The organism is uncultured Flavobacterium sp., assembly GCF_937967675.1.
Lineage (GTDB): Bacteria > Bacteroidota > Bacteroidia > Flavobacteriales > Flavobacteriaceae > Flavobacterium.
Genome location: NZ_CALBSN010000090.1, coordinates 51,414 through 65,768, shown reverse-complemented (window position 1 = coordinate 65,768; position 14,355 = coordinate 51,414). Strand labels below are relative to the sequence as shown.

Here is a 14,355-nt window from a genome sequence, read left to right as displayed (position 1 = left end):
ACCCTATGCTTGCTTGCAAGCATAGGGTTAATATTTTAAAGATGAAAAAAACATTAATAATTTTACTTTTATTGCCTTTTGTTAATATTGGTCAAACTTTGAAAGGAACAATTAAAGATAGTATTACAGGTGAATATTTGCAACTTGCTAATATTACTTTATTAAAAAGTAATAATGGTACAAATACAAATTTAGAAGGAAAATTTAGCTTAAATATCAAGGGGAATTTGAATGATTCAATCAAAGTTTCTTACATTGGTTATAAATCAAAGTATTTTTCTTTGAAAGAATATAAAGAAGATAAGGACTATTCACTAAATATAAGCTTAACAACAGAAGAAAATCAATTAAAGGAAATAATTGTAACACAAAAAAGAATAAAATATAACAAGAAATACAATATTAGTGAAACAAGAGAAGGTGATATTTCCATGTTTTCATTAATTGGGCATGAAACAGCTTGTTTAATTGAAAATCCAAAAGCTGAACTTGGTAGAATAAAATCATTAAAATTGTATATCAGAAAAAATAAAAATGCTGATTTTATTGCTAAATTTAGAATTAAAATATATTCATACAATAAAATTGAAAACAAACCAGAAGAAAATCTTTTAACAGAGGATTTGATAATAAACCCCAAAAATAAAACTTACCAATATGTTATTGATTTAGAAGACAAAAAAATTCCATTTTTAGAAGATGGGGTTTGTGTTAGTATTGAATTAGTAGATGAAAACAATGAATCTAAAAAAGGTGATAAAATTGCTCCAGGATTTCGGTTTACATATGGAGAGAATAAACAGTTAACATGGTATAACTATAGAAATAAAGGTTGGGCAAAAAATGATTTGCATAATAGAAAAAGTAATGCAATGAGTAATTTAATGATTGGTATTACAGTATTAATGAAAAATTAAAATGAAGAAGAAAATAATAATAACAGGTGCCATTTTATTTTCAATATTACTTTTAGGTGTATTGACTTATAAAAAAGAAGCAACTTTTGATAAACTCACAAAAATTGAAGTTGAAAATAATCCATTTGATTTTGGAATAATTTCTGTAAATGATACAATAAAACATGTTTTTAAAATAAAAAATATTACAAAAACGCCTTTTGTAATTCAACAAGTTTTACCAAGTTGTACATGTACAGTAACAAAATTCGATAAGAAAATATGTCGGTTAAATGAAATTGTAAGTATCGAAGCTTCATTCATTCCAAAACCAAATCAAAAAGGCAAAACAAAAACAACTGTTTTTGTTCAGTGTAATGCAGAAAAAGGAGTTGTAAAATTAGAATTAATCGGTAATATCAAATAATCATGAAAAAAAACATAATAACATTTTTAGCATTAATTGTAATTTCAATAGGTAATGCTCAAGAAAAAATTGACCTTAATAGCTTGTATAAAGAATGGAAACTTGAAACTTTAGAAAAGAATGGTAAAATTAAAAACGCAGAAGAATTTGACAAAGATGAGTCTATAATTTTTTATAAGAACAATAAATTCAAAATGAACGATTCTGAACAAACAATGAACGGGATTTGGAAATTTAATTATTTAACAAATACAATAGAATTGACACTTGTTGATATAAATCAAAAAATTAAACTTAAACTTTTAAAATTAAATTCTGAAGAGCTTGATTATATTTCAGAAGATGATGATTCCACAATGATATTTCATTTTAAACCAAAAATAAAAAAGTAAACATATTTCATAAAAAGATATTATAAACTTAACAAAGCCTTGGCTCAACTAAACAAGGTAACGGCTAAAATAGATAAACCTTCCGCCAAAGTAAACAAGACATCCGCACGATTAAAATATACACTTAACAGAAAATGAAAAGCTAAATGAAGGCTAAAAATAGAAAACTAAAAAGAAAAGGCAACTGCTAAAAACGCTGGAACGTTGTCCGATAGCTTTTCCTAGAATACTAAAATGATTTTAACTAAATCATTATCAAAATAATAGAATTAACTTTTATTTCTTTAAAATAGTTAATTAAGGAAGATAGAAACAAAAAAGATGAGTGATAAATACGATTATCTAGAAAGTGAAAGAAAAAAACTTTGGGCTAGACTTTTAGAACTTGAAAAAGAAATTGGAAAGAAAACTTCTGATTATGAAAAGGAAGCTAAACAATCATCAAAAAAAGCCTCTGAATATAGAAATAAGAGTAATGAATCTTATGAATTAGCAAAAACCAATGCTGAAAATGCGCAAGCAAAAGCTGAAGAAGCTAAACAAAGTTTAACACTAATAAAATCTATAAAAACGAAATCTGAAGATTGTTATCAAAAGATTAGTGATTATAACACAGAATTAAATTCAAAAATTACTAATATAACCGAATGTATAGAAACTTTAGAAGAAAATTTTGAAAATAATTCTGTCTTAGTTGAAAAACTAAAAAAGTTAGAAGAAAATTTTGATCAAGGTGAAGAAATTATAGCTAAAATTGAAGTTTTACATAAATCGATTCAACCAAAAAAGAAAGAAATTGATAACTTACATAGAGAAATATTTGGTTTTACTGATACTCAAAAAGATGAAAATGATGTTGATATTGAGATTAAAATTGAAGGATTAAAAGACCATTTAGAAGAGTCCTATAATGATTTAAGTGAAGAATTAGATTTGCTTAAATCAGAGATTACAAAAACGAAAAATGAGACATTAAATAATTATAATTTATTCATTAAAGAAAAAGAAGATTTCTTTAGTAAAACTATTGAGAATTGGAAAAATGAGCATGATAACGTTTTAAACAAAATAAATAAACTATTACCTAATGCTTTAACAGCAGGTTTAGCCTCTGCATATTCAGAAAAAAGAGAAAGTGAATTATTAGAAAGTAAAAAATATGCTGGTAATTTTAGAAATGCAGCTTTGGGATTAATAGGCATGTCTTTAATTCCATTTATTTTAAGTGTTTTTTTTATATGGAAGGGTAAATCATTACATGATGTAATTATGGATAGTCCAAGATTTGTTCTCGCAATTATTCCAATGTACATACCTATTTTATGGATTGCTTATTCTTCTAACAAGAAACTAAATTTATCTAAAAGATTAATAGAAGAATATACTCATAAAGAAGTTTTAAGTAAAACTTTTGAAGGTTTGTCACATCAAATAAATAATATTGAAGATAAAGATGTGTCGGCAGATTTAAAAATAAAATTATTATACAATATATTGAGTGTAAATTCTGAAAACCCGGGAAAATTAATTTCTGATTATAACAAATCAGATCATCCACTTATGGATGCATTAGACAAAAGTGCAAGTTTATCTGATGCCGTTGAAAAGCTTGAAAATATTCCTGGATTATCGAAAATTGCAAAAATATTAGACAAAAGAGCCAGAAAATTATTAAAAGAACAAGCTGATAAAGTAGATTCCACTTTGGGGGAAATCGTTGAAGAAACTTCAGATGAACTTATTGAATAATAAAATCAATATAACATTAAATAACCACGATCATCCATAAAAATCACTGAAAATAAAAACATATAATTTTACAATATTAATTTTTTAATACTACTAAAGTATATGGAAGGAAAATATACAAAAGCAGGAACAATAATTGGTTCAATAGGATTGCTCATTACAATAGTTGTAACTGTAATAAGCTTTATCCCGATAGCGCGGATTTCTAATCCGTACTTAGCCAATTTATTTAAGATTGAAAATCCGAGTTCAATTAATAAAAAATAAACCGATAGCGCGGATTTATAAACCAAAACTATAAACATAAAAATAAAGCACAAACTAAAAATATTACAAAAATATAGAGACTAATAAATATTACAAAAATGAATATATACACAATTTCATATGATCTTTCTAATCCGGGTCGAGATTACGATAGTCTAACAAACGCAATACAAAGTTACGGTAATTGGTGGCATCAATCTGGTTCTGTTTGGTTAATTGCTTCTAATAATACAAACTGTGCTGCTATTAGAGATTATTTAAAACAGTTTATAGATCAAAATGACAGAATTTTTGTTGCTAAATTATCAGGTGAATGGGCAGGATTTGGATTTACCAATGAAGAATATAATTGGATGAAGACTAATAATAGTTAAATATGGGAAACATAAATCTACTATCTATCTCTGCTGATATATTAGCAATAATTTCATTATTACTTTCAATGTATTTTTATTATGGTTCTCGTAACAAAGAAATTGAAGATTTAAAAAGCATTGTTAGTAAAAAATCTGATGAAGATTTTGAAAAATTAAAAAAAGAATTATTAGAAATTAAAACAAATCTAAAACATCTAAATGAAGAAACTTTTGATTTATTAAAAAATCAAGTTTCATTTATGCAACAACAAGTTGGAACTGTTGGAACTAGAGTACCAACAAAACCCGATGTTGAAATACTTGAAATTATAATGAGACACAAAGTCATTACTGTTGAGAGTCTTTGTATGACATTTAACCAAATTGATAGATTTATTATAGTAAAATATGTAGAACAATTTCATGAAAGAGGAACTATTATTTACGATGGATCAGTTGTAAAACTAAATGAAAATAGAATTAATAAAGAAGAAGAAAGCTGATTGCTATTGCCACAATGCCTCTGATTTCTAAACAAATATCGCAGATTTCTAGTCCGATTCTCCTATTATCTTCTATAAAAACTTTCTTTCTGTCATCATAATCATAAGTCTGACAGCCTACTTCTTTATCCCAAGAAAAAGCAAGCCCGCTATTAGTCTGAGAGTAAACCTTAGCACTTCCTAATAGTAAAAAGGAGGCTAAGAACAAGACAAAGAATACCTTTTGTCTGACATTCTGGAGTTGTTCATTCATAATAATTGTGTTTTGGTTAGTAATTAATTGAGCAACCAAAGTAATGACTATACAGTTAAAAAAATTACGGTGTTTTATGTGTTTTTTTTACGGTAAAACCGTAATATTTTGTAGCAAAACACCGTAATTATATACAGTTAAAACATATTATTTTAGGAGTCATTTATATACAACTAAATACATCATGAAAAAAATTCTATTATTCGCAGTAGCTCTAGCATTCAGTTTAACAAGCAATGCTCAAGAAAAAAAATCAAAAACCTACAAACAGCACAAAAGCGCAGAAACAGGTAGATACGTCACAAAAAAAGAAGCTAAAGAAAAACCTAGTACTACCTATTCTGTAAAAAGAAGTAGAAAATCAAATTGATTTATTAAAGCTAAACAACAATTTTCATAAAAATTAAAAATGTAAAACCATGCAAACAATTCAAGCGATAAAACCAGGTCCAAAACCAAAAAAAGAAGACGGTACACCTGACAAAAGAAGAAGAGTCACACCTGAAACAAAACCTAAACATCCTGATTTAAAACCACACAAACACAAACCAAATGATTAGATTAATTTTGAAAAATTAACAGCCTAATTAATCTAATAAAAATTTAATGACTACTGAAAATTTAATTTTTAAATATGTTTCTCAACCTATACAAGTCTTCGTTTAGATGCTAGTTTAGGAGTTGCTGGTAGTTTACATTCTGATAAATATTCACACACTGTTAAATTGAATCAGAGCAATGAAAATGTCATAATGAAAAACGATAAGTCGATTTTCACTCCAAGTTTTGTTGGATTTTTTACAGCAAGTATGAGAAGTGCTACTTATTTTTCTTGGGGTTTTAGTATTGGAATTGGAGTCAGCGCTTTTGAAGGATCCCTTACTTTTGATAACTTTTTTGTTAGACCAAGTCTAACAGTTGGAAAATATGAAAGAGTAACTTTAACTTCTGGTATATCGATAAAAAATTTACCTCTTCAATATACAATTGAAAATGTATCCGATAAAAATTATGTCCCAGGTTTCTTTATTTCCTTATCTTATAACTTAACAAAAGGTGTAAAAGACAACATCAAGCATATGAAATCATTTTACTAATAATTAATAAAATGATTAGAATTTGCAAAATGATTTCATCAATCAAGTTGCAAATTCCAGTGATATTGACAACCCAAGACTTCGAGAGGCAGTTTATGTTCACATCGAACATCTAATTGGAGAAAAATCATTTGCTAATGATATCGCGTTTATTGAAATTGGACAATTGGAAGGAGACGATGAAAACCAAATCGAATTGTATAATCTAAAATCTTACATCGACATTGAAATGAAAAGTTAAGTTTTGGCAATAAATCAAATTTACTGCCAAAGCTTAAAAAATATACTATTCGCAAAACACTACACATTCTGTAGTAAATTGCAATTGGGATATTATTTATAATAGTAAAATATCAATATTTAAAAATTTAATTACGCTAAATACTTATTTTACAACACTTTTAAATATATTTATTACGATTTTACAAAATAAAATTACGATTTATTGATTTTGTGTTACGATTTGATTATATTTGTATCATAAAACCCAAATAAATTTACATCAATGTATACTGAACTAATAAAAATAATTGAAGGCGGTTTAAACAATGATCAAAGAAAAGTAATTAATTACTCTAATCATCTTGTAAAAAAACTTAGAGAAGATGGAGATAATAAACTTGCAGATAAAATTTTGAAAACAATTCAAGGCTCCAAAGGGTTGCCTGTTTTTAAAGACCAATTATTTGATGCTCCTGTAGATAATGATACAAGATTAAATATTGCAGATATAATTTTTCCACAAGACATTAAATTTGATGCAATTGTTTCAGAAAGCATTAGTGATCCAGTAAATAATTTTATCTCATTAGTTAATTCAAAAAATGAAATAAAAAGCAGGGGTTTAGATGTTAACCTTTCTTTGTTATTATATGGTCCTCCTGGTTGTGGTAAAACTACCATTGCTAAACACATTGCTAAAGAATTAGATATACCAATTGTTGTTGCAAGATTCGATTCTCTAATATCATCATTATTAGGTAACACTGCTAAAAATATCAGAAAACTATTCGATTATGCAAAAAGCAAACCCTGTATTTTATTTTTAGATGAATTTGATGCTATAGCTAAAGCAAGGGATGATAATCAAGAAACAGGAGAATTAAAAAGAGTTATTAATAGTTTGTTACAAAATATAGACGAATTTTTAGAGAACGGAATTTTAATTGCAGCCACAAATCATGAACAATTGTTAGATAGTGCAATCTGGAGAAGATTCGAAAAAGTTATAAATGTAAATAAGCCAAATACTGAAGAAATAAAAAAAATATTAGAAATTTATTTTAAAAAGATTGATTCAGATTTAGCTACAGATGAAAAAAAATTTGAAGTACTAAAAACATATATGAATAATCTGTCTCACTCTGAAATAATTAAAATAATCAATAGTGCATATTATAGAGCAATAATCCAAAAGACAGATTTTGAATATGAAGATATTTTTTCTGAATATTTTAAATACATAAAAAACAACAGGTATTCATTTGAAGAAATGATTAAATTTTTAAACGATAGTCATATTCCTCAAAAACAAATAGCAAATTATTTAGATATATCAATTAGACAAGTTAGAAACGCTTTAAATGTAGAATAAGATGGCAAAGAAGAATTTACCAATAAAGCTTTTTCAAAAAAGGCAAAAAATTGATGATAGAAGAGTTGAGGGCGGTGGTAACGATAGCATACCAAAATGGGAGTTGTCAGGACCGTCATTAGCTGAAAGAGCTGAAAGTTTTATTGGCCCTATTGATGAGCTAATAGGTGATTTTAAAGAAAGGAAATCATCAAGAAGTTTTATACCAGCGACTTTAAAAATTGATATAGATGATAATGCTATTGCAAAGTCCCATAGAAAAGATATTCAAAAAATTTTTAATGGGAAAGTAACTAAAAATAACATTATAGGTTTTTTAGATTCTAACAGTGCAATTGTAAAAGTTGATAGTGTTGAAGAAGGAATTGCAATAAAAAACAATATCATAAATTATACAAAAAATGCGAGAGGTATTTCTGCTGTTGAATCAGTTGAAATATTCAAACCATATATAGCTGAAATTGAAGAAAATCAAAATGTAAAAATATCATTAATTGATTTTTTAAATTTTGAATTAAATCAATCTGTAAAAACTGTATTTTTAAATTATTGCAAAGAAAATAATATCGAAGCCAAAGAAGTTAATTATTCACCCGGTTTAATAATCTTTAAGATTAAAAACGCCTCTAAAGTAGTTCTAGATAGTATATCTGATTTTGAAGCATTAGAATCTATAACTTTTATGCCTAAATATCATGTAGAAATTGACAGCGTTGAATCTGATAAAGCTGCAGAAGTAAAACTACCAACTGAAGGAATTGAATATCCAATTGTAGGTGTGTTAGATTCAGGTGTGTCTAAAAATTCATATTTAGCACCTTGGTTATTAGAAGAAAAATTTTCATCATACCCAGACAATTTAATTGATCCGATGCACGGTTCTTGTGTTTCAAGTGTCATTATATATGGAGATCAATTACAAAATAAAAATTGGACTGGAAACACAGGTTGTAAAATTTTTGATGCTACAGTATTTCCTGACTCAAAACAAGAAACTATAGATGAGGATGAATTAGTTGAAAATATAAGAGAAGCAATTAAAAAAAATAATCATATAAAAATTTGGAATTTATCTCTTGGTACAGCAGCAGAGTCAGACATAAATGATTTCTCAGATTTTGGCAAAGCTTTAGACGATATCCAATTAACAAATGATGTTATTATTTGCAAATCTACAGGCAATTGTAAAAACTTTGAAAAAGGTCATCCCAAAAGTAGAGTAGCTAGATCTGGAGATTCAGTTCGTTCATTAGTTGTAGGTTCAGTTGCTCATTCAAAAAAGACTTATGATTTAGCTGAAATTAATCATCCCTCTCCATTCACAAGAATTGGACCAGGTCCCGCAAACAGCATCAAACCTGATTTGGTTTCGTTTGGTGGAAATGCTGGTTTAAATGCTGGTAGAACAATTCAAAATGGAGTTGATGCGATAGATCATAACGGTAATGCTGTAAAAATAATAGGAACAAGTTTTGCAACTCCTAGAGTAACATCTTTATTATCCGAATTAAGTTTTAAAATTAAGGAAAAATTTAATCCTACATTACTAAAAGCATTGGCAATTCATTCTGCAAAATATCCTACTGGTGTTGCTCTACCTATAAGAGAAAGAGTAAATCAAATGGGATTTGGAATTCCTGAATCGGCTGATAAAATAATCTATAATGACCCACATGAAATTACACTTATTCTACAAGAAAATATTAATCGTGGTGAATTTATTGAAATACTAGAATTTCCATTTCCTGAAAGTTTAATAGATGATGATGGGTTTTTCTATGGGGAAATTAAAATTACCTTAGTTGGCCAACCAGTATTGAGAGAAAAACAAGGTGCAGAATATTGTCAATCAAATTTAGAATTAATGTTTGGTACGTATGAAAACATAAAAGAACGTGACACTACTAAAGCTAACATTCTTAATGAAATTGGTCCAGAAGACACGCAAAATATTTTACTTGATTCAAATTACAAAAGTGCACATATTAAAGATACCGAGAGTGAATATGCACGCGAAAGAGTATTACTCAATTATGGTAAAAAGTATCAACCTGTAAAAAAGTATTCAGTTAATTTAAGTGAAATGAAAGATGCTAGACAACGTGATAGTTTGGCTAGTAATAGAAAATGGTATGCTAAGATTAAAGGCACATATAGAGATTTTGCTGAAACATTAGCAATTCAAGATGGAGAAGAATTAAACCAAGATTTTACACTTATTGTAACCATTCGTGATACAAAAGGTCAAAAACAAGTATATAATGAAGTCACTAAACTTTTAGCGGATAGAAACTTTTTACATTCAAATATTAAACTAAGAGAAGAGGTTCAAATTAATATTGAAGATAATGACAAAATAAATCTATAAAATTATGGATTGGCAGGACTATAAAGTTAGAAATGTAAATATTGAGGGAGCAAGAGCCGCGTTTGAAAGGGATTGTGGTACCTTGTTTAATGTTATTTATAAAGATAGGAATGTCAAAACAGTTAAAATATCCGTTGGGGATGGCGGTATAGATGTTTTTATTGGTAATATTGGTGTTGAACCAATTTCTGTCATTCAATGTAAATTTTTTCTAGAAGATTTTGGTTCTTCCCAAAAACAACAAATTAAAGACTCTTTTAATACTGTAATTAATTCAGGGGAATTTGTAACAGAGAAATGGATATTATGTATTCCGAGAACTTTAGATTTAAAACAGAATAAATGGTGGTGTGAATGGGTAGATTCGATGAAGTCTAAACACAATTTAAAGGATGATTTTATCATATTAAAAGACGGTAATGATTTAATTGATTTATTCAAAACACATAATCTTTATAATCAGGTTTTTAAAATTGAAGATTCCTTAAAAATAGCAGATATTGATAAAAAAGTTGAAGATATTCATAAAACCATAACGAACAACATTTCTTTAGATGAAAGCCAAATAGAAATTAATAAAGCAAATTTTTATCTTGAAAATGTACCAACTCTTTTTGGAGAAAATACAGATACCCATATTGAAAGAAGTGAAACAGATGCTATATATAATTGGATTAATAATGATTTAACTAGTGAACAAAAAAATATATTTATTCTTGAAGGAGAAAAAGGTTATGGTAAAACAGTAGTTCTAAAAGACTTATTACTAAAACTTAAACAAAATAATACAAACGTACTAGGTATTAAGGCAGATAAATATTATGCGTCAGATAGAATTGAATTAGAAAAAAAAATATTTCAAAAAGAGAATATATCAATTGAAAAAATTGTTCAGCTTTATAAAAATGAAAATAAAGCTCTAGTAATTGTAATTGATCAATTAGATGCGCTTTCACAAACATTATCAACAAATAGGGAATTCATTCAAACCTATAATAGATTAATATACGATTTATCTTTCTATTCTAATGTTAGAGTAGTGATATCTACAAGAAGCTACGATTTAAACTATGATGCTGAATTGCGTATTTATAAATCTAATGAATATTCAAAAATCAAAATTACTGGAATATCTAAAGAAAAAGTTCAAGAAGTTTTATTGAAATATGGAATTAATGATTGTTCTGATAAATTTTTAGAATTATTAGCGATTCCAAATCATTTAGACATATTTTGCAGGTTACCAAGCAAGATTAATATAGATACTTTGTCGTCATTGAAGGATTTATATGATGCACTATGGAAACAACTGATATACAGCAAAAGTGAATTACAATTAAAATCTGTTTTGTATAAAATAGCAGACGGAATGTATCAGAATCAGCAAATTACAATCAGTAATATTTTTGAAAATCAATATTCAAAAGAAATAAATTATTTAAAAAGTAATCATTTGCTAATTGAGAACAACAATGAATTACAATTTTTCCATCAAACATTTTATGATTATACATTTTCTAGGCAATTTGTTGAAAATAAAAAATCATTAAGTAACTATATTAATGAAAATAAACAAAGTCTATATGTTCGATCAATCATTAAAATGGTTACTGAATATTATAGAGAGTATAACCATGACGAATATTGCAAAACAATAACTCAGCTTATAACTTCATCAAAGTTTAGGTTTCACATTAAAACTTTAGTTATAACAAGTTTGGGTGACGTAAAAAATCCCACAAATAAAGAAAAAAATATTGTATCAAAATTCATTTTGACTGATTTTGACTTAACCAGACTTTTCATAAACTCAATTTTTTCTTTGGGGTGGTTAAAGTTTATTGTTAATCAAAACATTCCATTGAAATACTTTGATTATCAAAAAGATTGGAAAATCAATTTTTATGAAAAATTAGTTTTAAATAAAATTATTAAGCAAGGGCTTTCACTTAAGTACGATTATTTGAAGCAGAAAGAAATGAGACTAGCATTGTTATTCCGTTTATTTATAAATAATAGAAAAGACGGCTTAGATGTAATCCTAAATGTTATTGAAAAGCTTCCTGAATCAGATGAAAAGATAAATTTTATAAATAGATTTTTGATTAATGTCGATGATTGGTCCTTTGAAAAATTATTAGTATTATTTGACAAATACTTTCATTTCAATATAGAAGATAAAAACAGAGATAACTTTTGGTATTATAAGATATTAGAAAAAATTTTCAATTATTATCCCAACTTTGTATTTGATAAATTAAAACCAATCATTTTAAAATGTTTCGAAGAACATTCATTTACAATAAACTTTACTAATGAGCAAAGTAGTTTAATTGAGAAAATAAATAATATCAATCCAGATTTATGCTTCTTTTATTTTCATTCAATTTTTGACGAGATAGTAGATAATAATAAATATGAAAAAGGGGGTGATATTGAAGATAGTCCATTGTATAAAAACTCAAAATTCTCTGAATTATTTGAAAGTGATATAAAAGAAAATGCGGATGATATAATTGAAAATTTGCTTATAAAATATATCAAATCTAAATCTAAACACAAATTGTTTTTCAAGAACTATTATGAAAAACATAAAGATTCAAATTCTATTTCGCATCTTAAAATTTTAATTCTAGGTCTAACAGAAATCCCATTATTATATAAAGAAGAAGTCTTTGAATTCATAAAAATCATTCATTCTAAAAATGGATTTAATGGCTATGATGATAAATTCCAACTATACTTGAGAGAATTAATTTCTAAAAGTTTTAGTATTTTTTCTGAAAGCCAAAAATTAGAATTGGCAAATATTATTTTATCAATAAAACACCCTGCGGATATATATTATTACAACGACAGTAATAATATAAGAAAACCAGCACTTGGGTTCTATGGAAAGAAAAAGTATTTATTTATAAATAGCTTGCCTAAGACTGAAATGGAATCTATTCCTGTTTTAAAAAGAACTCATCAAGAATTATTTAGAAAATTTGGTAAGCTTAATGTAAAACAATTAGATAGAAGTAATATATCATCTGGAGTTGTTGGTCCACCTCTTGAATTAAGTGCATATAAAAAAATGACTTTAATTGATTGGAAAAAAAGTTTTTTAATGTTTAATGATTATTATGAAAGAGATAGATTTAACGATAGTTTTAAGGGTGGGAAACGTGAGCATTCTAATAGTTTTAGAGAAGAGGTAACAAATGATCCGATTAAATTTTATCCTCTAGTTAAGGATCTATTTGATATTCAAAATATTTCGATAGATTATATTTCATCGGGTATTGATGGCTTAATTAAAGGGAAGTTCGATGCGAGATTAGTTAAAGAACTTTATTTAAAATTAATTAAGCTCAATCTCGATTTATCAAATACTTTGAGTTCAATATGGAACGTAAGCTACTTTATTGAGGAAAAAGTTATAGATAATGAAATATTAGGATACCTTTCTAATTTAGCATTGAATCACCCACATCCAGAAAAAAGTAATAATCCTACAGACCCTCATTTTGATAGCTTAAATTCAGTGAGAGGTGCAGCAATTCATAGGATAATTCATTGTTATTATAACATTCAATTTAGCGATACTATTTTTACTACTGTTGAAAATGCTTGCGATGACAAACAAACTTCTGTAAAAGTTGCGATATTGTTAAACCTTGCATATCTCAATTATTTAGATATTGACAGAGCTTTTAAAATTTTCATTAAACTAACGGATACAAAAGACGCCTTAATACTTAAGTATTGCTTTAAATCGGCTAGCTACTTTAATAAAAAGTTCTACTTAAATATGCTACCATTAATGGATAAAGTCATTGATAATGAAGAATTACATGACAAAGGTAGTTATTTAATTGTTCATAGTTGGTTATTAGGTTACGATACAAACAAGCAATATTATAACAGATTTATAAATAGTAGTAAGAAAGCAAAATTACAAGCTTTGCATATTGCAGAAGAAAACCTATTTGCGAAGGAAATAATTAATGAAAAATGCCTAGATATTTTATTTGAATTTATAAATCAAATAGATGATGATTTTGCAAGTTCTTACTCAACTTTAATTTTAAGAAAATTTAATAATTCAAATTTTGAGGAGTTGCTTCCTTTTATGAAGAAATATTCTAAAACAATATTATTCAGAAATCAACCAAGATATTTTTTACAGTATTTGTTACAATGTGCAAAAGATTATCCTAATGAATGTTTAGAATTGTTAAAAAATATGAAATTTAATAAAGTAATAACTGTGCAAGATAGGGGGCATTATGATGCAGAGCCCGTTCAATTAGTTTTATCAATATATAGCAGTTTAAACAATAATTTTAATGCAAACAAAAAACAAATTGAAAAAGCTTTGACTGTTTTTGATGATATGCTAAAAATTGACCACTTACGATTAAATTCAAATAAAGTTATGGATACTTTAAAGACAATTTAATAAATA

At 26.6% G+C, this 14,355-nt stretch carries 14 protein-coding genes; 13 read left to right on the top strand and 1 reads right to left on the bottom strand.

The features are described 5' to 3' along the window. Window positions 1–41: 41 nt before the first annotated feature. The 6 genes from Q0075_RS06530 to Q0075_RS06505 all read left to right on the top strand — a co-directional run bounded on the left by Q0075_RS06530 (window position 42) and on the right by Q0075_RS06505 (window position 4,590). Window positions 42–917 carry a carboxypeptidase-like regulatory domain-containing protein gene (locus tag Q0075_RS06530; RefSeq protein ID WP_297868807.1) on the top strand — a complete coding sequence of 292 codons (876 nt, stop codon included), beginning with the start codon at window positions 42–44 and terminating at the stop codon, window positions 915–917. A gap of 1 nt (window position 918) precedes the next feature. After that, the gene (locus tag Q0075_RS06525) at window positions 919–1,323 is read left to right on the top strand and encodes a DUF1573 domain-containing protein (RefSeq protein ID WP_297868806.1); all 405 of its coding nucleotides are present in this window, start codon (window positions 919–921) and stop codon (window positions 1,321–1,323) included. 2 nt (window positions 1,324–1,325) lie between these two features. Next, window positions 1,326–1,715 carry a hypothetical protein gene (locus Q0075_RS06520; RefSeq protein WP_297868805.1) on the top strand — a complete coding sequence of 130 codons (390 nt, stop codon included), beginning with the start codon at window positions 1,326–1,328 and terminating at the stop codon, window positions 1,713–1,715. 321 nt (window positions 1,716–2,036) lie between these two features. Further along, the gene (locus tag Q0075_RS06515; protein ID WP_297868804.1) at window positions 2,037–3,464 is read left to right on the top strand and encodes a hypothetical protein; all 1,428 of its coding nucleotides are present in this window, start codon (window positions 2,037–2,039) and stop codon (window positions 3,462–3,464) included. 365 nt (window positions 3,465–3,829) lie between these two features. Beyond that, window positions 3,830–4,105 carry a hypothetical protein gene (locus tag Q0075_RS06510; protein WP_297868803.1) on the top strand — a complete coding sequence of 92 codons (276 nt, stop codon included), beginning with the start codon at window positions 3,830–3,832 and terminating at the stop codon, window positions 4,103–4,105. 2 nt (window positions 4,106–4,107) lie between these two features. Beyond that, on the top strand, window positions 4,108–4,590 hold the full coding sequence (locus Q0075_RS06505) for a hypothetical protein (RefSeq protein ID WP_297868802.1): 483 nt from the start codon (window positions 4,108–4,110) through the stop codon (window positions 4,588–4,590). Here Q0075_RS06505 and Q0075_RS06500 read toward each other — a convergent pair. Further along, a complete protein-coding gene (locus Q0075_RS06500; protein ID WP_297868801.1) occupies window positions 4,568–4,843 on the bottom strand; it encodes a hypothetical protein in 276 nt (91 codons plus the stop codon). The two genes, Q0075_RS06505 and Q0075_RS06500, sit on opposite strands and share 23 nt — an antisense overlap. A gap of 184 nt (window positions 4,844–5,027) precedes the next feature. Between Q0075_RS06500 and Q0075_RS06495 the strand changes: the two genes are divergently transcribed. The 7 genes from Q0075_RS06495 to Q0075_RS06465 all read left to right on the top strand — a co-directional run bounded on the left by Q0075_RS06495 (window position 5,028) and on the right by Q0075_RS06465 (window position 14,349). After that, window positions 5,028–5,213 carry a hypothetical protein gene (locus tag Q0075_RS06495; protein WP_297868800.1) on the top strand — a complete coding sequence of 62 codons (186 nt, stop codon included), beginning with the start codon at window positions 5,028–5,030 and terminating at the stop codon, window positions 5,211–5,213. A gap of 49 nt (window positions 5,214–5,262) precedes the next feature. Continuing rightward, window positions 5,263–5,403 carry a hypothetical protein gene (locus Q0075_RS06490; protein ID WP_297868799.1) on the top strand — a complete coding sequence of 47 codons (141 nt, stop codon included), beginning with the start codon at window positions 5,263–5,265 and terminating at the stop codon, window positions 5,401–5,403. A gap of 192 nt (window positions 5,404–5,595) precedes the next feature. Next, window positions 5,596–5,940 (top strand): hypothetical protein, encoded by a 345-nt coding sequence (locus Q0075_RS06485; RefSeq protein WP_297868798.1) that lies wholly within the window; start codon window positions 5,596–5,598, stop codon window positions 5,938–5,940. Window positions 5,941–5,962: 22 nt separating this feature from the next. Continuing rightward, entirely contained in the window at window positions 5,963–6,181 is a 219-nt protein-coding gene (locus Q0075_RS06480; RefSeq protein WP_297868797.1) for a hypothetical protein, read from the top strand. Window positions 6,182–6,445: 264 nt separating this feature from the next. Next, window positions 6,446–7,534, top strand: coding sequence for an ATP-binding protein (locus Q0075_RS06475; protein WP_297868796.1), 1,089 nt, complete (start codon window positions 6,446–6,448; stop codon window positions 7,532–7,534). A 1-nt stretch (window position 7,535) separates the two neighbouring features. Next, window positions 7,536–9,902, top strand: coding sequence for a S8 family peptidase (locus tag Q0075_RS06470; RefSeq protein WP_297868795.1), 2,367 nt, complete (start codon window positions 7,536–7,538; stop codon window positions 9,900–9,902). A gap of 4 nt (window positions 9,903–9,906) precedes the next feature. Further along, window positions 9,907–14,349: an AAA family ATPase gene (locus Q0075_RS06465; RefSeq protein WP_297868794.1), complete on the top strand. Its 4,443-nt coding sequence runs from the start codon at window positions 9,907–9,909 to the stop codon at window positions 14,347–14,349. The last annotated feature ends 6 nt before the right edge of the window (window positions 14,350–14,355 follow it).